The organism is Nonomuraea turkmeniaca (assembly GCF_005889735.1).
Lineage (GTDB): Bacteria > Actinomycetota > Actinomycetes > Streptosporangiales > Streptosporangiaceae > Nonomuraea > Nonomuraea turkmeniaca.
The window spans coordinates 1-24575 of the sequence record NZ_VCKY01000155.1 but is presented as its reverse complement, the minus strand read 5'-3'; the positions used below and the strand labels follow the sequence as shown (position 1 = coordinate 24575).

Here is a 24575-nt window from a genome sequence, read left to right as displayed (position 1 = left end):
GACCGGCTGGAACACCCCGGAACGTGCCCGCAGCGGATACCGCGCGTACACGCCGCTGCCGACCGGGCCCCACGTCTCCGGCTTGCTCACCTGGTACGGCAGCAGCCCGTCAAGCCCGGCCGCCGCCAACCGCTCACGGGCCGACCAGGTCAGCTCCTGCAGGCTGAGCACGTCCACGTCCAGCCTGCGCACCAGGTCGACGATCACCTGGGCGTCGCCGCGCCCGCCGTTGAGGTTGGCGGTCAGCACCCGGAGCGGCCGTCCCTCGACCGAGCCTGAGGTCGCGATCGCGCGCGGCAGGACGCACCAGGCCAGGCAGGCGCAGACGGCCAGCATGACCGCCATCGCGGCCCTGTTCCGCGCGGCGACCGTCACCGCCAGCACGACCAGGGCCGCGACCGCGAAGTACGGCGTGAAGGAGACCAGCGGCACCAGCAGGACTCCCGACTCCAGCCCGCCGAGCCGCACCGCCGTCCCCCCGGCGAACACCACCGCGACCCCTATGAGGAGTCGCGCCCCCCACTTGCGCCGGGGCCGGCCCGGCACCGCCTCGCCCGCGGTGGCCTCCTGTAACAGCACGCCCTCGAACTTAAGTGGTCATCATTAAATTTCTATGATGGCCGCTCCTCGTCGGCCGGGTCGCGGAACGCGCACGTGAAGACGTGCTCCCCTGACCCGACGGCGATCGGGCGTGCCGGCTCCGCTGGCAGGTAGACGGTGGCCGTGGCGTTCGGCGGGACGACCACGCGTAGCTCCAGTCGCCCGCCGGCGCGTTCCCAGCCGGCTTCGGCCCGGCCGAAGGGCGTCTCCAGCGTGGCGCTCGCGCGGGACAGGCCGCCTCCGGGACATGGCCTCACCAGCAGCTCACGGTAGCCGGGCGCGGCCGGTGCCAGGCCGGCGACCGTGCGGTGCAGGAAGTCGGCCACCGCGCCCAGCGCGTAGTGGTTGAACGAGGTCATCTCGCCGGGGTTGACCGTGCCGTCGGGCAACATGCTGTCCCAGCGTTCCCAGATCGTGGTGGCGCCCATCGTCACCGGGTACAACCAGGAGGGGCAGTTGCGCTGGGTGAGCAGCGCGTACGCGGTGTCGTACGCGCCCACGAGGCACAGCGCGTCGCAGATGAGCGGCGTGCCGACGAAGCCGGTGCCGATGCGGTGGTCGTCGGCGGCCACCAGCTCGACCAGCCGGCGCCCGGCCCGTTCCCGCTGCTCGGGCCCGTCCAGCAGGTCCAGGCACAGGGCGAGCGCGTAGGCGGTCTGGGTGTCGCAGGCCAGCCGCCCCGAGGGGGTGACGAACTCGCGGCGGAAGGCCGCGCCCACCGCCTCGGCCAGCTCCGCGTAGCGGGCGGCGTCGGCGTCGTGGCCCAGCAGCGCCGCCGTGTCGGCCACGATGCGGGCGGTCCAGGCGTGGTACGCGGTGGCCACGAGCGCGTGGTCGGTCCGCGCCTTGCCCGGCTTGTCCGGGGGAGCGGCCGGGTCGAGCCAGTCGCCGAACTGGAAACCCTCGTCCCACAGGTGGTTCCCGCCGGTCAGCCCGGCCACCTCGTCCACCCACGCCGTCATGCTCGGGTACTGCGTACGCAGCAGCCCGAGGTCGCCGGAGCGCTGGTAGAGCACCCACGGGACGATCACCGCGGCATCGCCCCACGCCGCGGCCGGGGCGGCCGAGGACATCAGCGACACCCAGGGCACGTACGGCGGGACCGTGCCGAGCTCGGCCTGCTCGGCGGACAGGTCGGCGAGCCAGGACGTCAGCGGGCCCGTGCAGTCGTACAGGAAGGCCGCCGCGGGGGCGAAGACCTGGATGTCGCCGGTCCAGCCGAGCCGCTCGTCCCGCTGCGGGCAGTCGGTGGGCAGGTCGACGAAGTTGCCGCGCATGCTCCACCTGACGTTGTCGTGCAGGCGGTTCAGCAGCGGGTCGGAGCAGTCGAAGGTGCCGATGGGCCGCATGTCGGTGTGGCAGACGACGGCCTGGACATCGGCCGGGTCCAGCTCGCCCGGCCAGTCGTCCACCTGCGCGTAGCGGAAACCGTGCATGGTGAAACGCGGCTCCCACTCCTCGGGCTCGGCGTCGCCGCGCAGCGTGTACTGGTCGAGCGCGGCCGCGTGGCGCAGCGGGCGCAAGGCCAGGGCGCCGCCCTCCAGGACCTCGGCGTGCCGGAGCGTGACGGTGTGCCCGGCCGGGCCCTGCACGCGGATGCGCAGGCGGCCGGAGACGTTCTGGCCGAAGTCGAGGATCGTCTCCCCGGACGGGCCTGTCAGCACCTCGACCGGGCTCAGCGTCTCCACCCGGCGCACGGGCGGGCCCGTCGGGGCCACCAGCAGGGGCGGGTCATGCCGCAGCACGTCGGCGGGCAGCCAGGAGGCGTCGTCGAAACCGGGCTGCGACCAGCCGCGCGGCAGCAGGCGGGCGTCGTGCCTCTCGCCGTCGTACAGGCTCGCTGCGGTGACGGGGCCGGAGGCGCAGCGCCACGCGCCGTCGGTCACGACGGTGTCGGTCGTGCCGTCGGCGTAGGTGATCTCCAATTGGGCGATCAGCGCGGTGCGGTCGCCGTAGATGTCGGTCTTGCCGCCCATGAAGCCGAGCCGGCCCCGGTACCAGCCGTCGGCCAGGGTCGCGCCGATGGTGTTGCCGCCCGCGCGCAGCAGGTCCGTGACGTCGTGGGTGCGGTAGCGCAGGCGGTGATGGTAGCTGCTCCAGCCGGGGGCGAGCACGTCGTCGCCGACGACCCTGCCGTTGAGCTCGACCTCGTACGTGCCGTGCGCGGTGACGTACAGGCGGGCCCTTTCGACGGGGGCGCGGACGGCGAAGTCGCGGCGCAGCAGCAGCGCGGGGCCGTCGGGCACGCCGAGCAGGTCCAGTGGCGGCGCGGCGGCTCCGGCCTGCCAGTCGGAAGGCCGCAGGAGCCCCGCCTCCACATGGGACCAGGGGCTCCAGTCGCCGGCTGAGCCGTCGGCGCCGTACACGCGGACCCGCGCGCCGCGCCGCTCGCGCGAGCCCAGCTCCGCGCCCGGCCAGGGCACGAGCAATGACTCGCCGGATTCGACGCGGCCGGTGGTGGTGCCGTCGCTCAGCTCGATCTCGTACGCCTGCTGCCGCCAGCCGGGGAGGTCGGCGGTGACGGCCCAGGACAGACGAGGGGCGGGCTCACCGATGCCGAGCGGGTGCAGGTGGTGCTCAAAGGTGGGGGCGTGGACGTGTGGAGAAGAAGTCATGTCATCCCTTGATGGCGCCGGCGGTCATCCCGGCGACGATCTTGCGGTTGAAGAAGACGAACAGCAGCAGCGGCGGGATCGTGATCAGGACGATGTCCATGAACAGCAGGTTCCACTGCGTGTTGTACTGGCTCTGGAAGTTGTAGAGGGTGACCTGCACGGTGGCGTTCTCGTCGCCGGGCAGGAAGTACAGCGGGTTGACGAAGTCGTTGAAGACGGCCACCGAGCTGGTCAGGATGACCGTGATGGTGACCGGCCGGAGCAACGGGAAGATCACGCGGAAGAACAACCGCAGGCCGCTGCATCCGTCGATCATGGCGGCCTCGTCCAGCTCACGCGGGATGGCCGCGATGAACGCCCGGAACAGCAGCACCGCGTACGACAGGTTGAAGGCCACCTCGACCAGGATCAGACCCGGCAGGGTCTTGAACAGCCCCAGCCCCTGCAGCAGCCAGATCGTGGGCACGATCGCGGGCGGGATGATCAGCCCGGACAAGACCAGGAAGTCGGCCATCTTGCCGATCTTCCCGGCCCGGCGCTGCAACACGAACGCCGCCATCGCCCCGAAGATCACGAGCAGTGCGACCGACACGACGGTGAGGATCGTGGAGTTGACGTACGCACGCAGGAGCACGTAGTCGCGTGCCTCGATCACCTCGACGAAGTTCTGGACGACGGGCCAGCTGGTGGGCCAGGCGAAGTCGAGGTCGGCGGACTGGACCCGGTCCTTGACGGCGGTCAGCAACATGAACGAGAACGGCACCAGGAAGATCGCCGTGGCCAGGAGCAACGCGATCCCGTCGGCGCCGAACCTCTTGAGCGCTCTCATAGGGCGGCCTGCCTCTTGCCGAGGAAGTAGTTCAGCGGGACGACGATGGCGGTGACGACCACGAACAAGATGACGTTGCCCGCGGTGGACAGGCCGAAGAAGCCGGCCTGGTACTGCTTGTAGATGATCGAGGCGATGGTGTCGCTGGTGAAGCCGGGCCCGCCGCGCGTCATGGTCCAGATCAGGTCGAACGAGCGCAGGCCGCCGATGAACGACAGCAGGATCACCGAATAGGTGGCCGGCCAGCTCAGGGGCAGCGTGACGTGCCGGAAGCGGTGCCAGGCGCCGCCGCCGTCCACGGCCACGGCCTGGTAGTAGTCGCGCGGGATGGACAGGATGCCGGCGATGTAGATGACCGTGGCGATGCCCACGCCCTTCCACACGTCCACCAGCGCCACCGACAGCAGCGCCGTGCCGGCGTCCCCCAGCCAGTCCGGGCCGTCGATCCCGACCAGCGCGAGCGCCCTGTTGACCAGGCCGGTGTCCGGCCGCAACAGCGCGCTGAAGGTGAACCCGACGGCCACCGTGCTCACCAGCACCGGGAAGAACACCACCGAGCGCAGGAAGCCGCGCAGCCGCAACCTCGAGGTGAGCAGCACTCCCAGCAGCAGCCCGAGCACCACCTTCAGCCCGCTGGTGACGACGGCGTAGAACAGGGTGTTGGCGAAGCCGATGCGCAGGTTCTGCTCGGCGAAGAAGTCGCGGAAGTTCTGCAGGCCGACGAAGGTGCTGTCGAACAACGTCCAGCGGGTCAGCGCGAAGTAGAAGGCCATCACCGTCGGCACCAGGAAGATCACCAGGTAGACGACGGCGGCCGGCAGGTACAGCGTGTACGGGTACGCCGCGCGCTGCTTCGAGGCGCGAACGTGCTTCTCGTGGGCCGGGGCGGGCCCCGTGCGGGGCCCGGCATGCTGCTTGGTCACCACCCCGCGAGCCCCAACTGCTTGGCCTGCTTCTCCACGTCCTTGTCGTACTGGGCGGCGCCCTCGGCGGGCGGCGTCAGCCCGGACCCGACCGCGACCGTGATCTGCTCCAGGGACGGACCCTTCACCGGGGAGACGAACTCCAGCGCGGGCGCGGTGGCGCCCTTGTCGACGTACGCCTGCAGGTCCTTGGCGACCTGGATCGCGTTGTCGGGCAGCTTGGCACCCTCGATCCGGTACGGCCCGGCCGGCTGGACGACCTTGTTGACGGCCTCGGCGGCGGCCGGCGAGGCGACGAAGGCCAGGAACTTCTTGGCCGCCTCCAGCTTCTCGGTCGTCTTGGGGATGTAGAGGCCCGCGGGCTCCCAAAGGGTGGCGCCGTGCTTGGCCGGGTCGGTGCCGGGAATGCCGAAGAAGCCGACGTCGGTGGCGGCCTGCGGCATGGTGGCCACCAGCGGCGGCAACTGGGCGCTGAGCATCGGGTAGTGCGCGCCCTTGCCCTCGACCAGCATCTTCATGCCCTGGTCGGCGATGGCCGAGCCGAAGCCCTCGTTGAGGTGGCCCTTGGCGTGCACCTCGGCCAGGTGGTCGAACCCGGCCTTGGCGGCCGGCGTGGCGGCGAACTTGGCTTTGTTGGCCGTGTAGTCCTGCGCGAACGACGGCACCGCGGCCTGCACGTTGTAGAAGTCGCCCAGCACGAACAACTGCGAGGTCCAGGTGTCCTTGAACGTCGAGATCACCGGCGTGATGCCGGCCGCCTTGATCTTGTCGTTGTTGGCCATGAACTCCGCCCACGTCGTGGGCGCCTTCAGGCCGAGCTTGTCGTAGACCTTGCGGTTGTAGAGGATGCCGCCGCCCATCGCGGTGCCGCTCGGCACCCCGTACACCTTGCCCGCCTGGGTGACCACGGGCAGGAAGTCCTTCTGCACGTGCTGGAGCACCGGGTCGCCGGTGAGGTCGACAAGGGTCTGGGCCGGATTGAGCGCCTGGAGCAGCGAGCCGGAGTTGTACCAGAACACATCCGACATGTCGCCGGTCGAAAGCCGGGTCTTGATGATGTTGTCACCCTCGCTGCCGCCCGGCCGCGTCTCGGTTTCGATCTTGATGGTGGGGTTGGCCTGCATGAAGGCGTCCGTGAGCGCCTTGGCCGTGTCTACGGTCGCCTGGCTGTTGTCCACGAGGAAGGCCAGGGTGACCGTGCCGTCAGTGGCGGGCTCGGAACCTGAGCCGCAGGAGGTCAGGGCTGTCATGGCGAGAACGGCCACGGCCGCTCCCAGTACGCGGTGCGAGGTCTTCACAACGCCCCTCCGGGTCCGTTGAATCGTTTTAAACGCCCCCGATGCCAGTTAACGTAGGCGTCACATACGTGAATCGTCAAGAGCGAATTTGGGGAACGATCCCCAATCGTGACCCGGTCAAAGTCCAGGAATCCAGGGTTTGGCGGTCCCAGAATGGGTAACGATACCCACGGCTTTCCGATGGCGAAACCGGACAATCCGAGCGCGTTCCAACAGGAAGGCGGGCGTATGGGTGGGGCCGTTCGAAGGCGCCGGGTCACGATCGCCGACGTGGCGAGCCATGCGCAGGTCTCCACCACCGCGGTGTCGAAGGTGCTGCGCAACGCCTACGGCGTCAGCGCGGCCATGCGCGACCGTGTCCGGGCCGCCATCGACGAGCTCGGCTACCGTCCGCACAACGCGGCGCGGGCGATGCGCGGGCGGACGTTCACCATCGGCGTGCTCCTGCCGCACATCAACAACCCGTTCTTCGGCGAGATCCTCGACGGCCTCATGGAGCAGCTCGGCGGCACCGACTACCAGGCCATCCTGATCCAGGGCGGCAGGGACCCGCAGGGCGAGCACCGGGCGATCGACGCGCTGGTGGACCGGCAGGTGGACGGCATTCTGATGATCGCCCCGCTCGGGTCCAAGGCGGAGCTGGAAGAGGTGGCCGCGGGCACGCCGACCGTCGTCCTGGGACCGCACGAGAAGTCGGCCGTCTACGACTCGGTCCACGACGACGACGAGGCGGGCGCCGAGCTGGTCGTGGAGCATCTGATCGCGCTGGGGCACCGCCGCATCGCCCACATCGGGCAGCGTGACGCCAGCCGCGGCCGACCCGCCGCGTTGCTGCACACGATCAGGGAGCGCACCTACCGGCGGGTCATGGCCGAGCACGGCCTGGCCGGCGAGATCGCGGTCGCCGCCACCTCCTACACCGAGGCGGGCGGCCACGCGGCGGCGCGCGAGCTGCTGGCCCGGGATCCGCTCCCCACCGCCATCTTCGCCGGCGCCGACCTGGCCGCCTTCGGCGCGCTCGCGGCCGTCTACGAGGCCGGGCTCACCGTGCCCGGCGACATCTCCCTGGCCGGCTACGACAACACCCGGATGGCCGGCCTCGCCCACATCTCCCTGACCACCGTCGACCAGGACGGCGCCATCCTGGGCAGGACAGCGGCCCGCCTGCTGCTGGAACGCCTCGCGGGCCGCAGTGCGGCGGTGGACTTCTCCCTGTCGCCCACTCTGATCGTGCGGCGCTCGACGGCACGTAGCGGGTCACCCTGCTAGGCCGTACGGCCGTCAGGAGGGCGTCTCTCTCATCACCGCGGGGTGGCGCCTGAGTTCGGTCAGAGGCGGTGTGTCGCGTCGCTGCGGTAGTCGGTGTACGTGTAGGGATTGTCGAGGATCTTCGTCGCGGGGACGTCTGGGTTCATGCCCTTGCCCCAGGCGTCCTCGCCCATTTCCGCGCGAAGATGCTCGATCGTCTGCTCCACCTGGCGACGCGATGCGGCCAGGTCGACGCCGAGCAGCTCGTGCTCGTGCTTGACCACGCGTCCGTTGACCAGAACCGTGTGCACGTCGCCGCGCTGCGCCTGGAAGGCGACGTGGCCGTACGGGCTGAGCAGCGGGAACGAGACCGGTGAGCGGTCGTTCTTGATGAGCACCAGGTCGGCCTTCTTGCCTGCCGCGATCGTCCCCAGGTCGTCGCGGCCGAGCGCGTGGGCGCCGCCCCGGGTGGCCCAGTCGACGACCTGGTCGGCGCGCAGGCCGCAGTGCGTGACGGTGTCGCCCTTGGCGTGCGCCTCCAGGTGCTCGCGGGAGCGGTCGGCGCCGAGGGTGGTGCGCATGGCCGAGAACAGGTCGCCGCTCCACCACACGCTCGTGTCCATGGACAGCGACACCGGGATACCGTGGGCGCGTACCGCCCAGGTGGGCGGGTAACCCTGGCCGGCGCTCTGCTCGCTCTCCGTGGAGACCGAGATGGAGCCGCCGGTGGCGGCGATGCGGTGGTAGGAGTCGGCCGACAACGACGCGGCGTGCACGTAGATGTTCCGTGGGGTCATGAAGCCGTGCTCGTACATGAGCCTGATGCCGTCGTCGCTGGTCGCGCCCCACACGCCGGCATGCGTGGTGACCGGCGCGTCCAGCTGCCGCGCGACCTCGAACGCGGGCTTCTCCGGGAACGCCGGGTCGCCGAGCACGTCGAAGGCGAGCTGGAAGCCGAGCATGTCGTCGCCGGTGATCCGGCGGCGCACGAAGTCGCGGAACTCGGGCGCGGCCGTCCATTCCGCGGGGGGCTGCTGGATGTTGCCGTACGCGAGCACGTACCGGCCCGGCACCGACTGCAGCGCGTCGACGGCGGCGTCCGCGTGGTCCACGGTCTGCAGGCCGTGCGACCAGTCGACGACGGTCGTGACGCCGGCGTCGAGCGCCTCGATCGCGGCGAGGGTGTTGCCCGCGTGCACGTCCTCGGGCCGGAACAACTTGCCGTGCTCCAGATAGAACCAGACGAAGTACTGCGTGAGCGTCCAGTCGGCCCCGTAGCCGCGCAACGCGGTCTGCCACATGTGCCGGTGGGTGTCGATCATGCCGGGCATGACGATGCCGTCGGACGCGTCGATCACCACGGCGTGCTCGGGCGTCTCCAGATCGGGTCCGACCGCGGCGATCCTGTCACCGGTCACCAGGACGTCGGCGCGTTCGAGCACCGTGCGCCTGCCGTCCATCGGCAGCACGGTGCCGCCGCGCAGCACCACAGGCCGTCCGGCCTCGAACTCGGTCCGCTCGCTCATCGCTGAACTCCGATCTTCCGAACGGTTGTCCGCTACACGGTCATTCTGCTCGCTGTAACTCTAAGAGCGCCGGGATCGGTGTCAAGGCCCTTGGGTGCGCATGGAGGCATGTGCCAGAATCACGGTTACGGACAGTCGTCCGTGTAGCGAACGCATGCGTGGAGGGGAGCCGGATGACGGACAAGCCGAACGGGCCGGTCGGGGGTGGGCCGCTGTCCGGCGTGCTGGTGGCCGACTTCTCCCGGATCCTGGCCGGGCCGTACGCCACGATGTTGCTGGCCGACCTGGGCGCCGACGTGGTCAAGGTCGAGGGGCCCAAGGGGGACGACACCCGCGGCTGGACGCCGCCGGTGCGGGGCGAGGTATCGACGTACTATCTCGGGATCAACCGGGGGAAACGGTCGATCGCGCTCGACCTGCGCGACGAGACCGACGCCGAGGCGGCCAGGGAGCTGGCCCGGCGCGCGGACGTGCTGATCGAGAACTTCCGGCCCGGCGGGCTTGCCAAGTACGGCCTCGACCACGCCTCGGTCCGGGCCACGAACCCCGGCGTCGTGTACGCCTCCATCAGCGGATTCGGGTCGGGCGCCGGGGCCGGAGTGCCCGGCTACGACCTCATGGTCCAGGCCATGTCGGGACTGATGAGCCTCACCGGCGATCCGGACGGGCCGGCGTACCGGGCCGGGATCTCCGTGTTCGACGTGATGGCGGGCAACCACGCCGTCATCGGCATCCTCGCCGCGCTGCGCCACCGCGAGGCCACAGGGCAGGGACAGCACGTCGAGGTCAACCTGCTGTCGTCGGCACTCACCGGACTGGTGAACCACAGCTCCGCGTACGTCGCGGGCGGCGTCGTGCCGTACCGGATGGGGAACGCGCATCCGAGCGTGTTCCCGTACGAGCCGCTGCCGACCGCGGACAACGACCTCATCGTCACCGCCGCCAACGACGGCCAGTTCCGCAAGTTGTGCGAGGTGCTCGGGATTCCCGAGATCGCCGACGACCCGCGCTTCGCCAGGAACGCCGACCGCACCGCGCGCCGGGACGAGTTGCGGCCGATCCTGGTCGAGCGGCTGGCCGCCCGGGGGGCGGTCGAGTGGTTCGAGCTGCTGGTGGAGGCCGGGGTGCCGAGCGGGCCGATCAACACGATCGACGGCGGGTTCGCCATGGCCGAGCGGTTCGGGCTGGAGCCGGTCGTCGAGGTGGGGGAGGGGGAGCGGGCGGTGCCGACCACGCGGCATCCGATCCGGTTCTCAGAGACGCCGGTCAGCTATACGCTGCCGCCACCGGAACTCGACGAGCACGGCGCGGAGCTGCGCAAGTGGCTCGCCGCTCCCGCCGGACCCGCACCCGGCGGGTCCGTGGAAGGAGGTCGAGCATGACGCAACCCAATGTGCCCGGGTCCGGCACACAGTCCAATGTGCCCGGGTCCGGCACGCCACGCGAATATCCCACGGCGCTCGGGGCGTCGACGGCGAAGACGATCACACTGCTGGGGCAGGACCTGGCCGAGGACGTCATGGGTCAGTTGGGCTTCGGCGAGCTGGCGTTCTGGCTGGCCACGCAGCGCCGCCCGACGCCCGGCGAGATCCGCGTCTTCGAGGCGGTCCTGGCCGCACTCGCCGACCACGGGTTCACGCCGACCGCGATCGTGACCCGGCTGACGTACCTGTCGGCGCCGGACTCCGTACAGGGCGCGCTCGCGGCAGGACTGCTCGGCGGCGGCTCGCGCTTCCTCGGCGTCACCGAGGACTGCGGCCGCTTCCTCAACGACGTGCTGCGCGAGCACCCCGCCCCCACCGACGACGCCGGCTGGGACGCCCTCGCCCTGGACACCGTCCGCGCCCGGCGCGCCGAACGCAAGCTCATCCCCGGCCTCGGCCACCACGTCCACAAGGACGGCGACCCCCGCACGCCGCGGCTGTTCCAGATCGCCGCAGAAGAAGGCCTGTACGGGCCGCACCTGTCGTTGTTCGCCGCCATCGGCCGCGTCCACCCGCAGGTCCTGGGCCGCACGCTGCCGCTCAACGGGGCCGGGGTGTGCGGGGCGGCGCTGGCCGACCTGGGCCTGCCGCTGGAGCTGCTGCGGGCTTTCGCGCTGCTGGCCAGGACCGCCGGGCTGATCGGCCAGCTGGCCGAGGAACTGCGCAGCCCCGTGGCCGGCGACATCTTCCTGTCGGTGGACCTCAACAACCGGTCCATCCCGCCCGAGCCGTACGCCAACGGAGGTTTGCATGGCTGAACTCGTCGCGGTCATCGCGTCCACCCACCACCCCTTCTACTACCGCGCCTCCACCAGCACCGGCGACGACCGCCCGCCGTTCGCCGACGAGTGGGTACGCAAGGTCGAGGCGTTCCGCGAAACCCTGACCAGGGCCAGGCCCGACGTGCTCGTCATGGTCGGCTCCGACCACTTCCACCAGCTGTGGCTGGACAACATGCCGCAGTTCCTGGTCGGCAAGGCGCCCTTCTACGACGCGAACTTCTCCAACGAGGAACGCGAGTTCGGCCTGCCCAGGATGTTCTTCACCGGCCAGGAGGACCTGTCGGCCTACATCCTGCGCGAGGGCCTCGACGCCGGCTTCGACCTGGCCTTCTCCAACGAGCTGCGGATCGACCACTCGATCACCTGCCCGATCATCACCCTGCGCCCGCAGAACGACCTGCCGATCGTGCCGATCTACACCAACATCTTCGCCCCGCCGCTGCCGCGGCCGAAGCGGTTCGTGCAGCTTGGGCGGACGATCCGGCAGCTGATCGAGTCGTGGCCGTCCGACCAGCGGGTCGCGGTCATCGGGACCGGGCACCTGTCGCTCGAGCTCGGCGGCCCCCGCCAGTTCGGCCCGCACGGGCCCGACCCGGAGTTCGACCGGCGGGCCGTCGAATGGATCTCGTCGGGGGACCTCGAGGGCTGCCTGGCCGAGGTGACGCTCGACAGCCTGCACGCGCCCGGCAACGCCACCCACGGCTTCATGGATTTCATGCTGATGATGGGCGTCGCGGGCGAGGGCCAGAAGGCCGACTACGTCGACACCTACGACCTGTTCCACACCATGGAGGCGTACTTCACCTGGTACCCGAACGGAGGCGGCCGGCCGTGAGCAAATATCTACTCAACAAGTTCCTGTTCACCGTCGACCGCGATCCCGAGCTCGTCGAACGCTACCGCGAGGAGCCGCGGGCCACCGTCACCTGGTGGGAGGCCGAGTACGCCAACCGGATCCTCGGCTGCCACACCGGCGAGTCGTCCACGTGGCTGCGGTTCGACGACACCGAGCGGGAGGCGCTCGCCACGCACGACTATCCCAAATTGTTCGAGCTGGGGGCGCATCCGTTCCTGACGCTTACGCTGTTCATCGCGATGTTCGAGCGCGACCACGCCGAGCCGCTCGGATTCCAGCTCGAGTACGCCCGGCGCCTGGCCCACCACGACCTGCCGTACCCGGACATCGCGACCTGACCTGTGGATCGTGAAGGGGAGCCGCTGATGCGTGCCGCGCAGATCGAGACCTGCGGGCAGCCGCCCCGGGTGGCCGAGCGTCCGGCGCCCGAACCGGGGCCGGGAGAGCGGCTGGTGGGCGTGCTCGCCGCGCCCATCACCCCGCTCGACCTGCTGTGCGCCGGCGGCACCTCCTATTTCGGCGTGCCGGCCACCCCCTACGTGCCGGGTGTCCAGGGTGTCGGGACGGTCGGGGACGGCACGCTGGTGTGGTTCCCCACGGTCGCCGGGATGGCGCCCGGCGACGGGAGCATGGCCGAGCTGGCCTCCGTACCGGCCGACGACCTGGTGGAGCTGCCTGCCGGGGCCGATCCGGTCGCCGTCGCCGCGCTGGGGCTGTCGGCGGTCGCCGCCCTCATGGCGCTGACCTGGCGCGGCGAGCTCGCCGCGGGTGAGCAGGTGCTGGTGCTGGGGGCCGGGGGCGTGGTCGGGCAGGCGGCCGTGCAACTGGCCCGGGCCGCGGGCGCGCGGCGGGTCGTCGCGGCGGCCCGCTCCGCCGCCGCGCGGGAACGGGCCGAGCAGGCGGGCGCGGACGCCGTGGTCGCGCTGGACACGGACGACGTGGGCGAACTGGCGGGACGCTTCGCCTCCGCCTGCGACGGACCGCTGGACCTGGTGCTCGACCCGCTCTTCGGCGTCCCGGCCGCCGCGGCCGCCCGCACCCTGCGGCCGTCCGGGCGGCTGGTGAACCTGGGCAGCTCGGCCGGGGAGACGTGCCCGCTGGACTCCGCGACGCTTCGCAGCCGGTCGCTCCGGGTGCTCGGCTACACCAACAACGAGCTGACCGGGGAACAACGTGCCACCGCCATCGGGCGGATCGCGGAGCTGGCGACGCTGGGGCGGCTGGAGGTGGCGCACGAGGTCGTGCCCCTGGACGACATCGAGGCCGCCTGGCGCCGCCAATCCACGGGCGCCACCTCCGGCCGCCTGGTCCTTATGCCCACGCCCTGACGCCGGCGAAGGCGCGTAAGGTCGGCTGAGCAGTTCTCTTCCTGCGGAACGGATTGGGGGTTGGGGGCTCGCCAGGTGGTCGCAACACCAAGGGCGGCCCCTAACTTGTATCTGCTTCCGGTGATCCGTGGTGCAGATGAGAAGACCGTGTGGCTAACCGATACATCTGTTGATGCCAGTCATGCGTCTCTTTGAGTCATGCACCGCATGGCGTGGTCATGCGCCTGTGTCGCGCATACACTGAGACCATGTCGAGACCTGTACGCCCGTGGATCCCGGTCGGGATCGATGGCATCGCCGCCGAGCTCGGCGTGTCCGAGAACACTGTCATGGCTTGGCGCCGCCGCTCCGCGGAATGGGTGAACGTGGCGAAGTTCCCCGACCCAGCCGGGAAGATCTCCGGCCGAGACTGGTGGTGGCTCGCCGACGTGCTCGACTGGGCCAAACAAACGGGACGCCTGAAGGAAGGGGCACAGCGATGACGGCTGAACCGCACGGCGCCCACAGGACGCCCGCGGAGATCCGCGCGTCGATCAGGGACGATCGGAGCCCCAAGGCGATCCGTGCCGCATTGCCGACCGAGGACCGCGGCCTGTTCGACCACGAATACAGGGTGGCGCTCGACCAGGCGAAGGTCTCCTACGACCTGGCGCCCGTACACGCGTTCCAAGACCGCTGGTGGGCCATCGCCGTCATGAAGGCCGACCCGGACGACTACCTGCGCATGCTGGAGACCGCGGAACGGGTGGCACACCGCGCCGAGCGGGGCGAGTAGTTGCGTGTACGACGTCGAGTTGGACCCGGTCGCCGAACAGCAACGCGACACCCTTCCGGCCGATGCCCTGGCCGCCTTCATGGAGTTGCGCGCCCTGCTCGAGGTGGCTCCGTGGAGCGGGCAGCCGCTGCGGCCGGACAACCCGAAAGCGAACATGCTCACCCACACGTTCGGCGGGTATGGCGTGGCCACGTACGTAGCGTTGGAGGAACGCCGCCTCGTATACGTCGTTCGCCTGGTCTGGCTCGGCTGACGCCCAGAGTCCAGCAGAGCCGTCTCTGGGCCGTCCCACCGTCGAATATGGGTAACACAACCCAACGCCAGCAAGCGGCTTTTGCCTGTTCAATGTGGGTTTTGTGGACCCTGCGGACCCTGGTGGTTAATTCGTGATCAGGCGGTGAGAGCGAGTTCGAGCTGGGCGAGGTGGCTGGTGCGGGTGCCGTCGGCTCCGGCGCGGAGTTTGTACTTGTCCTGCCATTGCTGGGTGGACTGTTCGGCGCGGGCGGCGTCCAGGGCCTGCTGGGCCTTTTGATCGCGGATGGTGAGCTGACTCCCGCGGATGGTGGCGGTGGTACACGCTTGCCGGACTGGGCAGGGCGGGCAGACCTCGCCGGAGAAGCGGATCACGATCGCGTCGGTGCTCCGCTGGGTGCACGGTGTCCAGGACGCGTTCGTCTGCCCCCAAGGCTGCGGCTGCACCGACACCACACGCTCCACTTTCACAGCCGGGTGAGGGGAAAGACCGGCGCCACAGGACATCATCGTGGCAGACCAGCCCACCTCGTGAATTCACGATACTCCGGGTGATCGTCACGGAGTGTCACAAACGGAGAAGGTCCCGCTCTGACCTGGCATGATCCGGATTGCTGAGATCAAACCACGCAGGAGATCGGGACCTTCAGGGTAAAGCGTACGGCACCGGCCGGGTTGCGGCGGAAGCTCAAACGTGCTGCGGCCGAGCGTCGCCGTCGCAAGCTGGAGAAACGCACGAAGGCTTGGCAGGTCGGGCTGGAGATGACCGGCGGCGGTACAGGGTTGATCGGCGCGGCAGGGATCCCGCTGCTGCGACTGCTGGCCGAGGAATCCGCGCTGCGCGGCCGGTCATCCAAATCTCTGACCAAGCCGGGTTCGTACCCGGACGCGACCGGGGGCAGGTCCTCATCGATGTCGCGATCGGGCTGGCCCCGGGGATCGTCTCGGCCGCCGAAACGGCTCGCGAACTGGGCAGCGCGGCACCGGTGGTCGGCCCGGTCCGACCAACCGTACTTTGGCGCGAGGGCCTCGAAGAGGAGGCGTGGCAGGTCGCGATCTGGAGAGTTGAGGGCTGGCTGGGCAGACAAGGCCGAAATGTTTCCAGAGACGATGCTTTCCCGGACCGACGAGGCTCTGAAAGCATTCGAGCGAAATCCGTTTTTGCGCGTTCCGGCCTTATTTTGGCATGGCTGGTGTGGGCGGCGGGGTCAAGACGGAGCGCCCGCAGCGTAGCGAGGACAAACGGTCTTGAGGGCGTCGCCTGGCAGCCCGGCCATCGTGGGCGAGAGCCGGGGCGGTCTGTATGCAGGTGTGCGGCTGGCTTAGGCAGGCGATAGTCGACATTGGCCACGTCGTCGCAGGGTGTATCCGAGTCTCTTCAATTTCCCGCCGGCGCCGAAATGATCCCACCAGCGCGAGTGACGGGATGCAGGGCAAATCCGCCGTTGCATAGAGGCGCCGGGTGCTGCTGCTCGGAGTGACCGTGCTGGAGCGGTTGGCTAGACAGCCCCGGGAACGCGCCGACGCGCGGCTGAATAATGCGCTCAAGCCAAAATAGAAAGGGCTGACACAGTCGGATCTGATCGCGAGATTTCCGGGGCCAGAAACTTGTGAATTTAAGACGTAAAATGCTCGCAGGGTTTCATTCGCTCCAGGAATTCCTGAAAGGAGCTTGCGATCCGCCTAGGTATGCGATCATCATCGATGTATGCGACTGAAGGTTCACCTCCAGGCCCCACCTCGGAGTAATCTAGCATTATAGTGTCATGCCCTCCGGAGGGCATGACACATATAACAATACCTATCTCGGGATACCCCCATTCGGCGATCATGTCCGGACTTCCTAGACCTGATGATGAATCTATTCCCCACTCTCCTTCTATGCCTCGAATCGCTTCAATTTCGATATGGTCAGGCGCCCAGGAGGTTGGGAAATCGGCGGCGAAACAACGTTTTCTAGGCACTCCGCCGTTTCGTTGAGATAGCACCTGGACGTATGACCTAGGCAGCCGAAAGCCCAGGGCTTGCTCGGCTTTGCCGACCAGTTTATCATCTAGTGTCGGCCCGGTGTAATATTCGTTATCTTCAAAGATCTGATTCATTCTCACGTAATGGGCTCGGAATAATTTAGCCCGGCGCGGACCCCTTTCGTTTTGTCGTCCAGCCCGGCCCCCTGCACCTGGCCCACCTGCACCGGCAGCACCCCGACGTCGGCGAGCTTGCCCGGATCAGGCACGCTCACCTCGGCCCTGCCCGGTTGGGGCCAGACCGGCTTCTTCCGCGTCACCTTCGGCGCGGACTCCTCCGCGCACTTGGCCTCCTTCTTCGCCGGCACCGGCCGAGCATCCACCGACTGCTCGGGATCAGGCGCGGCCGCCGCGGCCGAGGTGATCAGCTGATCGGGGACCCCGACACTGGAGAGCAACACCACTGCCGCAAGCCCGATGATGAAGGTCACGAACCGCATCCGCAGACGACGACCACGCATCCCGCACTCCTTTACGGGCACGCTGACGCAGACCCCGGACGACAGGGCCTTCAGGTGCCTAAAGCGGACATAAGGACGATCACTAAGAGGTGATCATCGAACAAAAGATCGGTCAACGACTGGAAGGTGGCTTACCCGACAGGAAGAGTCAGGCAGAAGTCATGAGCCTGATCATGCTGCCTGGTCAGGCGGAGTGTCAGGGGTAAGAGCTTTCGCCGGACCTACTCCGATGTGATCTCCATCACATCCGCTGCGATTGGGAACCGCCGCATGACTTCCTGGCATCCGTTCACGGGATGGCGAACTGATGTCTTGGTTCGGCACATCTGATGCGCCCCAGGTAGGCGCGTCGCGCCGGGCGTCACTTCTCTTGAGTCGGGACAGCCGCGATATCCGCAAGGCTGCACCGCACCTGGCGTGTGGGGTAGTCGGCGGTGTCGGCTGGTACGACTGGCCAGGCTGCGCGCCGGCGAGATACAAGGACAAGGATCAGCGTCGCTGATAGCTGGGTGCTACGAGGGTCAGGAGGTCATGGTGGCGTGGGGGACCGTTTCGTACAGGGCCCAGTCGGCGCTGATGGCCCCGGCCGTCTTCAACAGCAGCGGCAGGTGTGCCTCGGCCAGCCGCTCCACCGACGTCTCCGCCGCGTGCGCGTTGACGTTGATCGCCGCGATCACGTTCCCGAGGCCATCCCTGAGCGGCGCGGCCACGCTGCGGATCCCCAGGGCGAGCTCTTCGTCCGTCAGCGCCCACCCCTTCGCCCGCACGTCACGCAGGGCCGCGTCCCGCTCGGCCACATCCGGCCGCCAGCGCGGCTCCACCCTCGAGCGGCTGGGCTCGGCGAGCACCCGGTCCACCTCGTCCGGCGGCAGCGCGGCCAGCAGCACCTTCCCCAGCGACGTCTGCAGGGCCGGAAAACGGGTCCCGATCTGCACCGACAGGGTGACGATCTTCGGTACGGCCACCCGCGCGACGTACACGATGTCGGACCCGTCGAGCTGCGCGATGGACGACGACTCGTGCGTCTGCGCCACCAGCCGCTCCATGTGCGGCCGGGCCACCTCCCACAACCCCATCGACCGCACGTACGACACCCCCAGCTCCAGCACCCGGGGCGTGAGCGCGTACCCGCCGGGCTCGCTCCTCGCGTACCCCAGCTCCTGCAGGGTGAGGAGGATGCGGCGGGCCGTGGGCCGGGCCAGGCCCGCGGCGGTGGCCACCTCGGTGAGGGACATGACGGGCCGGCCCGGCTGGAACGCCCGGATCACGTCGAGGCCGCGGGCCAGCGCCTCGATGAAATCGGGGCCGGTGTCAGCACGTGCCATGAAACGCCTCCCTGCTCGGATCCCGCCGATCCGACTCTAACCGGTGTCCGCACAGCGGCGGCCGGGGCGAGCATAGCGCTGCCCGCCCCAGCCGCGGATACGGAGATGGATAGACAGGGGATGTTACGGTGGCGTTTCTCACCGGTCGTTACACGGACGCTTGTCCGATCAGGGCGCCTTGTATTGCGCGGCCCGGCCGCAGTAGCTGATCCCGATCGGCGTGACGCTGAACCGGCACACCTGCACGACCACCCGGTTGATGGCGGTCACCCCCGAGGGGTCGGACAGCGCGAAGGAGAGCACGATCCGCTGGTCGTCCGCCTTGTACGCCTCGGAGTCCACGAGCGTGGTGCCGTTGTAGGCGCTGAACGTGGCCCTGGAGAGCATCCCGTCCTGGGCGCAGGGGGAGTTGACGCCCTCATCGGCCAGGTACCCGCTGACCCTGACGGTCGGCCGGATGACGGGCCCTTCCACCCAGTCCAGCGTTCCCTCCGTGACCCCGCGACGGCAGGAGTCTCCCGAGTCGGCGTAGAACTTCACCATCGCCTGGGCCACCGCGGGCTGAGCCGCCAAGAGAGCGGCGGCCGCCGCGGCCACCGCCGGCCAGGTGCGTAAACGCATGGCTTCGACCTTCCTGTGATGGTTGATCCGGCCCGCTCATCGTGGACGACTGATCGGGCCGGTGCCAGACCTCACAGGTCAGTTGCAATGATTTGCTCAATGTTGCGCTCGGCCAGCGCCGTGATGGTGACGAACGGGTTGACGGTGGTGTTGCCGGGGATCAGCGACCCGTCGATGACGTACAGGCCCGGATAGCCGTGCAGGCGGCCGTAGTTGTCGGTGGCCTTGTTCAGCACCGCGCCCCCGAGCGGGTGGTACGTCAGGTGATCGCCCCAGATCTTGTAGACGCCGAACAGGTCGGTGCGGTAGATCGTCCCCTCCTTGGAGTTGATCTTGTCGAAGATCGTCTTGGCCATGGCGATGGACGGCTGCTTCCACGCGGTCTGCCAGTTCAGCTCGACCTTGCCTGCCGCGGCGTTCCAGGAGAACTGGGCGCGGTTCGGATTCCTCGTGATCGACAGGTAGAACGAGGCGAAGGTCTCGATCCCCGTCGGCAGCGGCGCGACCTCGGCGAACGCGCCCCCCGCCGCCCAGTTGTCGATGCCGCAGCACGGGATCGCCGACTGCAGGCTGCCTGTCGGGTCCCACAGGTGGTTGGCGCGGCCGCACATGACGTTGCCGTTGTCGCCCCAGCCCTTGCCGACCTCGCCGTTCAGGCTCGGCAGCACGCCGGTGGCCTTCAGCCTGACCAGCAGCTTGCTGGTGCCGACGCTGCCGGCGGCGAAGAACACCCGGTCCGCGGTGACGGTCTTGGTCGTGGTGACGTTCCCGGTGGTGTCGATCTGCTCGATGGTCACCGTGTAGCGGCCGCCGGACGCGGGGGCGACCGAGGTGACCTTGTGCAGCGGCGAGATCGTCACCCTGCCGGTGGCCTTGGCGCGGGCGAGGTACGTCTTCTGCAGCGTCTTCTTGCCGTGGTTGTTGCCGTAGAGGATCTCGCCGGCCAGCGCCGACTTGGTGACGGTGCCGGCCTCCTCCTGTTTCATGTAGTCCCAGTCGTACACGTCCGGTACGAAGACGAACGGGAAGCCGGAGCGCTGGGCGTGTTTACGGCCGACGCGGCCGTACTGATAGTAGGGGGTCGTGTCGAACCAGGCCGGGTCGATGGTGGCGACCCCCAGCCCGGCGTTGGCGCGCGGGTAGTAGACGTTGTACATCTCGTCGGCGTTCACCGACGGGAGCACGGAGCCGAAGTTCTCGCGCTTGGGCGTGACCGCCATGCCGCCGTTGACGAGCGAGCCGCCGCCGACGCCGCGGCCCTGGTAGACCGTGATCCCGCCGAACTCCTCGGCGTCCAGCACGCCCGTGTGACGCGGGATGTCCCGGTCGATCGGGAAGCCGAGGAAGTAGTTGAGCGGCGCCTTGGTCCTGGTGCGCAGCCAGTACGACCGGTAGTCCGGCTCCCGCGTGTTGCAGAAGATCTTGCCGTCGGAGCCGGGGGTGTCCCAGGCCATGCCCATCTCGATCATGTGGACGTCCACGCCCGCCTGGGCCAGGCGCAGCGCGGCGACGGCGCCCCCGTATCCGGTCCCGATCACCAGGGCGGAGACGTGCGCCCCCGGCGCGATCGGGCCGGCCGCCGCCCGGGCGGGGGCGGCGAAGGCGGCGGCTCCGAGGACGGTGCCGGCGCCGGTGATGAAGCCGCGGCGAGAGATGATGTCGCTCATCGGGGGTTCCTCGCTCTTATCGACGGTGCTCTTAGCGACGTCGCTCTTATCGACGTCGCTCTTATCGGCGTCGCTCTTATCGGCGTCGCTCTTATCGATGTGGCTCTTATCGAGGACGCTCTTATCGGGGACGCTCGCCGGCGGGTGACGGTCCGCCCGGCAACACGCAGGCGGTGTCCAGGCCCAGCACGCGGTTGAGCCGGCCGAACGCCCACCAGGAGCCGATGCTCATGCTCAGCTCCACGATCTCGGCCTGGCTGTAGTGCGCGGTCATCCGGGCCCAGAACTCCTCGTCGAGGCCGTGGTGGTCCAGCGCGTACCGCTCGGCGTACTCGGCGGCCAGACGGGTGCGCTCGTCGAAGGCGCCGGTCGTGCGCCACTCGGCCACCGCCTCGGCGAAGCCGTCCTCGACCTTCTGGCCGTCCCGTTCCGTCCGCCAGTCCAGGCAGAAGGCGCACCCGTTGAGCTGCGCGATCCGCAGCCGCGCCGCCTCGAACTCGCGCAGGCCGAGCGTCGTGTCGGCGTACACGGACAACGAGAAGCGCGAGGCGGCGGTGCCGATGCCGGGGACCATCTCGCCCCACACGTACGCGATCGGGTCCTTGCCCTCAGGGACGTCGATGATCACGGGTGCTTCCTTCCGAGTCTGCCGACCGCGGGGCGCAGTGGCACGTCGAGCGCGTCGTACAGTCCAGGTCCGGCCGTCAGGAGCCAGTCGATGGCGTTCACCAGGCGGCCGGCGGCGGTGGCGTTCCCGCCCGCGGAGCGGTTGCCGCCCTCGTCGGTGGCCTCGACCGTGACCTCGATGCGCGGGCGGCCCTCGATGATCACCCGGTGTGCCCCTTCGCCGCTCGGCGGGGACGGCCAGTCTGGTGCGCAGGACGGGTGAATGCGGGTGACGTGCTCGACGATGATGCGCGGCTCGCCCTCGACGATCCCCTGCACCTCGAAACGCACCGCGCCCTGCGTGCCCGCCTCGAACTCGCCCATCTCCCGCGTGGTCACGGTCTGCTCGAGCGGACGCCGCTCCACGCTCTCGCGGAGCTCGCCGAGCTCGACGCCCAGGGCGCGGGCCATCAGCCGTACCTGGCCGCCCCACACCATGGACGGGACGGTCGGTGCCAGCATCGGCGGCTCGTAGTCCATCGGCTGGCCCATGCCGACCAGATAGCGGACCGAGTCGGGCTGGTCGTACGTGGAGTAGTCGAAGATCTCCTGGCAGCGGACGACGTCGATGACCGTCCCCAGCCCGCTGACCAGCAGCGGCAGCACGTCGTTGCCCCAGCCGGGGTCGACGCCGGAGACGAACAACGAGCCGCCGCTCTCGGCGATGGCGGCCAGCACCTGGGCACGCAGCTCGGGCGGGGCGTTGCGCTGGTCGTAGAGCGCGTAGAGGGAGGGGGTGACGACCACGGCTCCCGTGCGGAGTGCCCTGATGACGTCGGCCAGGGCCGCGTCGGGGCGGAGGTCGCCGGAGGCGGCGTACACGACGGCGCCGGGCGCGGTGGACAGGACGGCGTCGACGTCGGTGGTCGCCGCCACGCCGACCTCGTAGCCGAGTGCTCCCAGATCGCCGGCGTCGCGGCCGGCTTTGGCGGGGTCGTTCACCAGCACGCCTGTGAGCGTCAGCCCGGGATGTGCTTCGACGGCGCGAATGGCCGCACGGCCCATGTTGCCGGTACCCCAGATCACCGTGGACACCATGGGCGGAGCGTAGCAAGCGCTTGGTTCGGTGTATAGACATGTCAGATCTTCGAACCGGAGCCTTCCTCTGGACGTCTTTCTTGAACGGGCTCTCGAAACCGGAGTGAAGGGCGGCCACGCGAAGATGATCGGTCCAGATACGGCGCTGGCGGGCCGCTATCGCCTGTTGTCGCGGCTCGGCAGCGGCGGGCATGGCGAGGTCTGGCGCGCCCAGGACACGCTGCTCGACCGGGTCGTCGCGGTGAAGACGGTACGCGCGGGGCTGGACAGCGACCCCGAGTTCGGGGCCCGCTTCCACGCCGAGGCCCGCTCGATGGCCACCATCGACCATCCCGGTGTGGTGGGCGTGTTCGACTACGGGATCGCCGAGATGCCAGGCAGGCGTACGCCGTACCTGGTCATGCAGTACCTGGACGGCGAGCCGCTGCACCTGCTGCTGTCCCGCCGCGGACGCGTCGCGCCCGGCGCGACGATGGACCTGGTCGCGCAGGCCGCCGAGGCGCTGCAGGCGGCGCACCAGGCCGGGGTCGTGCACCGGGACGTCAAACCGGGCAACCTCATGATCCGGCCTGACGGAACGGTCGTGCTGACCGATTTCGGCATCGCCAGGACGGCAGCGGGCCACAAGCTGACCGCCACCGGCATTGTGCTGGGCACCGCCACGTACTGCGCCCCGGAACAGGCCGAAGGCGCGGCGCCGAGCCCGGCGATGGACGTGTACGCGCTGGGAGTGGTCGCGTACGAGTGCCTGGCGGGGCGGCCGCCCTTCGACGGCGAGAACGCGGTCGCGATCGCGCTCAAGCACCTGCACGAGATGGCCCCGCCGCTGCCCGGCGACGTCCCGGCCGCCGTCGGCGAGGTGGTCATGCGCGCCCTGGCCAAGGACCCGGCGGATCGCTGGCCGAGCGCCGCCGCCCTGGCCACGGCGGCCCGTGCCCTCGCGCCGGCCGAGGGAAGCCCCGCGTTCACAACCGAGAGGACCGCGGCCGCCGACGACAGGACCGCGACTGGGACCGCGGCTGGGACCGCGGCAGGGATCCTGGCGGCCGGGACCGCGGCGGCCGGGACCGGCCGGGATCCGAGCACCGGACCGAGCCGGGATCCGGCCGCCGACGCGCGGAGTTCACGTCGCGGCCGGCGCCGGACGGCGATGACGTTAGGAGGCGGGCTGACCGCCGTGGCGATCGCGGTCCCGGTGGCGTACTGGAACCTGCCACAGGCCGATCAGCCGCCACCGACGGCGGCCCAGGCGGGCACCGGCGAAACCCGGCCGTCCACCGCGACGGAACCGTCACTGGATCACATGGCGCACCCGCAAGACGACGAACCCGGAGACAAGCCCACGACACCCGACACCAGCCCCCAACCTGACACGTCAGTGAAAGCCGAGGCATCCGGTGACGCACACGAGCAGGCTCCCTCGACGGGCCTGCTCGTCGGCGGCATCGTCTACGTCGGCGGACCATCTCCCGGACAGCCGTCAGGCACCGGCTACCGACCGGGGCTGGTCGAGGTCTTCACACAGAAGGGCCGCCGGGTGACCGTCCGGCGCTCGGACCAGGCAGGGTTTCGCTTCTCGCTCCCGCAGGGCGGCTACCGCCTCCAGACGGCCCTGGGCGACGCGATCTGCTCGACGACGGCGCTGGTCAAGCCGGCCCAGACCACCCGCGTGGACCTGAAATGCTCCATCCCCCCGCCGCCGGAACCGGCCTTCCAGAGCGCCGCCATCAAGGACGGGAGCGGCGATGCCAAGGGCGGCCCGAACGCGGGCACGATCCTCCCGTACGCCGATCTCCTGAGCGCGGTGACACGGCCTGCCCAAGTCGGCGTGACGATCGAGTTCACCACCGCAGGCGCCGTCCCCGCGGCCGCACCCGCGGAGGGGAACAGCAGCAGCCGATGGGCCGTCTCCATCGAGCAGGGCGGCAGGATCGCGCTCCTGTCGATCAACGGCGGGAAAGGCGCGTGGGCCCTTCGGTGGGCCGCCAAGGACAACAAGACCGACCAGGTGACGGTGGCCGCCAAACCCGTGATCTCCGGGCCGCGGATCTCCGCCGCCCTCGGCCGGCGCGCCCCGCTGAAAACGGCCCCGGTCGACTTCACCAAGCCGTACAAGATCGTCGCTGCCGAATCGAACGTGGTCCGCGGGTCGCACAGCTGGACGGACACCGCTCCCTGACCCCGGGCAGAGGCCGATGCAGCCGAACGTCAGGACGGGGCCGGCGATGCCGTGCCCGCCGGCGTGGGGGAGGGC

Annotated in this window: 25 protein-coding genes; 10 read left to right on the top strand and 15 right to left on the bottom strand. The window is 69.5% G+C overall.

The genetic code is table 11. The features are described from left to right. The 5 genes from ETD86_RS35625 to ETD86_RS35605 all read right to left on the bottom strand — a co-directional run. Window positions 1-579, bottom strand: a 579-nt coding sequence (locus ETD86_RS35625) for an endonuclease/exonuclease/phosphatase family protein (protein ID WP_138671042.1), incomplete at its 3' end; no start/stop codon positions are given. Between the two features lie 32 nt (window positions 580-611). Continuing rightward, a complete protein-coding gene (locus tag ETD86_RS35620; protein WP_138671041.1) occupies window positions 612-3215 on the bottom strand; it encodes a glycoside hydrolase family 78 protein in 2604 nt (867 codons plus the stop codon). 1 nt (window position 3216) lies between these two features. Continuing rightward, entirely contained in the window at window positions 3217-4044 is an 828-nt protein-coding gene (locus ETD86_RS35615; protein ID WP_138671040.1) for a carbohydrate ABC transporter permease, read from the bottom strand. Next, the gene (locus tag ETD86_RS35610; protein ID WP_211370523.1) at window positions 4041-4967 is read right to left on the bottom strand and encodes a carbohydrate ABC transporter permease; all 927 of its coding nucleotides are present in this window, start codon (window positions 4965-4967) and stop codon (window positions 4041-4043) included. Before ETD86_RS35610 ends, ETD86_RS35615 begins: the two co-directional genes overlap by 4 nt. Next, window positions 4964-6265, bottom strand: coding sequence for an ABC transporter substrate-binding protein (locus ETD86_RS35605; RefSeq protein ID WP_211370522.1), 1302 nt, complete (start codon window positions 6263-6265; stop codon window positions 4964-4966). Before ETD86_RS35605 ends, ETD86_RS35610 begins: the two co-directional genes overlap by 4 nt. A gap of 270 nt (window positions 6266-6535) precedes the next feature. On the opposite strand from ETD86_RS35605, the gene ETD86_RS35600 reads away from it, so the two are divergent. After that, complete coding sequence (locus ETD86_RS35600; protein WP_246148691.1) at window positions 6536-7534, top strand: LacI family DNA-binding transcriptional regulator; 999 nt, start codon at window positions 6536-6538, stop codon at window positions 7532-7534. Window positions 7535-7593: 59 nt separating this feature from the next. Here the strand turns inward: ETD86_RS35600 and ETD86_RS35595 are convergent, their stop codons facing one another. Next, window positions 7594-9039 (bottom strand): amidohydrolase family protein, encoded by a 1446-nt coding sequence (locus ETD86_RS35595; RefSeq protein WP_138671038.1) that lies wholly within the window; start codon window positions 9037-9039, stop codon window positions 7594-7596. A 173-nt stretch (window positions 9040-9212) separates the two neighbouring features. On the opposite strand from ETD86_RS35595, the gene ETD86_RS35590 reads away from it, so the two are divergent. From ETD86_RS35590 to ETD86_RS35555, 8 genes are all read left to right on the top strand, one after another. After that, window positions 9213-10421, top strand: coding sequence for a CaiB/BaiF CoA transferase family protein (locus ETD86_RS35590; protein WP_138671037.1), 1209 nt, complete (start codon window positions 9213-9215; stop codon window positions 10419-10421). Further along, complete coding sequence (locus ETD86_RS35585; protein ID WP_211370521.1) at window positions 10418-11281, top strand: citryl-CoA lyase; 864 nt, start codon at window positions 10418-10420, stop codon at window positions 11279-11281. Before ETD86_RS35590 ends, ETD86_RS35585 begins: the two co-directional genes overlap by 4 nt. Then, a complete protein-coding gene (locus ETD86_RS35580; protein WP_138671036.1) occupies window positions 11274-12140 on the top strand; it encodes a DODA-type extradiol aromatic ring-opening family dioxygenase in 867 nt (288 codons plus the stop codon). The genes ETD86_RS35585 and ETD86_RS35580 overlap by 8 nt, the downstream gene beginning before the upstream one ends. Beyond that, entirely contained in the window at window positions 12137-12499 is a 363-nt protein-coding gene (locus ETD86_RS35575; RefSeq protein ID WP_138671035.1) for a hypothetical protein, read from the top strand. Before ETD86_RS35580 ends, ETD86_RS35575 begins: the two co-directional genes overlap by 4 nt. A gap of 27 nt (window positions 12500-12526) precedes the next feature. Next, complete coding sequence (locus tag ETD86_RS35570) at window positions 12527-13489, top strand: quinone oxidoreductase family protein (protein WP_138671034.1); 963 nt, start codon at window positions 12527-12529, stop codon at window positions 13487-13489. A 248-nt stretch (window positions 13490-13737) separates the two neighbouring features. After that, entirely contained in the window at window positions 13738-13971 is a 234-nt protein-coding gene (locus ETD86_RS35565; RefSeq protein ID WP_138671033.1) for a hypothetical protein, read from the top strand. Next, window positions 13968-14264 (top strand): DUF6247 family protein, encoded by a 297-nt coding sequence (locus tag ETD86_RS35560; protein WP_138671032.1) that lies wholly within the window; start codon window positions 13968-13970, stop codon window positions 14262-14264. The genes ETD86_RS35565 and ETD86_RS35560 overlap by 4 nt, the downstream gene beginning before the upstream one ends. A gap of 4 nt (window positions 14265-14268) precedes the next feature. Continuing rightward, entirely contained in the window at window positions 14269-14517 is a 249-nt protein-coding gene (locus tag ETD86_RS35555; RefSeq protein ID WP_138671031.1) for a hypothetical protein, read from the top strand. 137 nt (window positions 14518-14654) lie between these two features. On the opposite strand, the gene ETD86_RS35550 is transcribed toward ETD86_RS35555, so the two are convergent. The 9 genes from ETD86_RS35550 to ETD86_RS35510 form a co-directional block, all read right to left on the bottom strand. After that, a complete protein-coding gene (locus ETD86_RS35550; RefSeq protein ID WP_170223434.1) occupies window positions 14655-14969 on the bottom strand; it encodes a transposase in 315 nt (104 codons plus the stop codon). 167 nt (window positions 14970-15136) lie between these two features. Beyond that, on the bottom strand, window positions 15137-15604 hold the full coding sequence (locus ETD86_RS35545; protein ID WP_138671029.1) for a hypothetical protein: 468 nt from the start codon (window positions 15602-15604) through the stop codon (window positions 15137-15139). Between the two features lie 528 nt (window positions 15605-16132). Beyond that, window positions 16133-16618 (bottom strand): SMI1/KNR4 family protein, encoded by a 486-nt coding sequence (locus ETD86_RS60280; protein WP_138671028.1) that lies wholly within the window; start codon window positions 16616-16618, stop codon window positions 16133-16135. 2 nt (window positions 16619-16620) lie between these two features. Next, window positions 16621-16974, bottom strand: coding sequence for a hypothetical protein (locus tag ETD86_RS35535; protein ID WP_138671027.1), 354 nt, complete (start codon window positions 16972-16974; stop codon window positions 16621-16623). A gap of 551 nt (window positions 16975-17525) precedes the next feature. Continuing rightward, a complete protein-coding gene (locus ETD86_RS35530) occupies window positions 17526-18329 on the bottom strand; it encodes an IclR family transcriptional regulator domain-containing protein (RefSeq protein WP_138671026.1) in 804 nt (267 codons plus the stop codon). Between the two features lie 168 nt (window positions 18330-18497). Continuing rightward, entirely contained in the window at window positions 18498-18950 is a 453-nt protein-coding gene (locus ETD86_RS35525; RefSeq protein ID WP_138671025.1) for a hypothetical protein, read from the bottom strand. Between the two features lie 71 nt (window positions 18951-19021). After that, complete coding sequence (locus ETD86_RS35520) at window positions 19022-20617, bottom strand: GMC oxidoreductase (RefSeq protein WP_138671024.1); 1596 nt, start codon at window positions 20615-20617, stop codon at window positions 19022-19024. Between the two features lie 121 nt (window positions 20618-20738). Continuing rightward, window positions 20739-21245 (bottom strand): carboxymuconolactone decarboxylase family protein, encoded by a 507-nt coding sequence (locus ETD86_RS35515; protein WP_138671023.1) that lies wholly within the window; start codon window positions 21243-21245, stop codon window positions 20739-20741. After that, complete coding sequence (locus ETD86_RS35510; RefSeq protein ID WP_138671022.1) at window positions 21242-22321, bottom strand: NAD(P)H-dependent amine dehydrogenase family protein; 1080 nt, start codon at window positions 22319-22321, stop codon at window positions 21242-21244. Before ETD86_RS35510 ends, ETD86_RS35515 begins: the two co-directional genes overlap by 4 nt. A 124-nt stretch (window positions 22322-22445) precedes the next feature. Between ETD86_RS35510 and ETD86_RS35505 the strand changes: the two genes are divergently transcribed. Further along, entirely contained in the window at window positions 22446-24500 is a 2055-nt protein-coding gene (locus ETD86_RS35505) for a serine/threonine-protein kinase (protein WP_138671021.1), read from the top strand. Window positions 24501-24575: the final 75 nt, after the last annotated feature.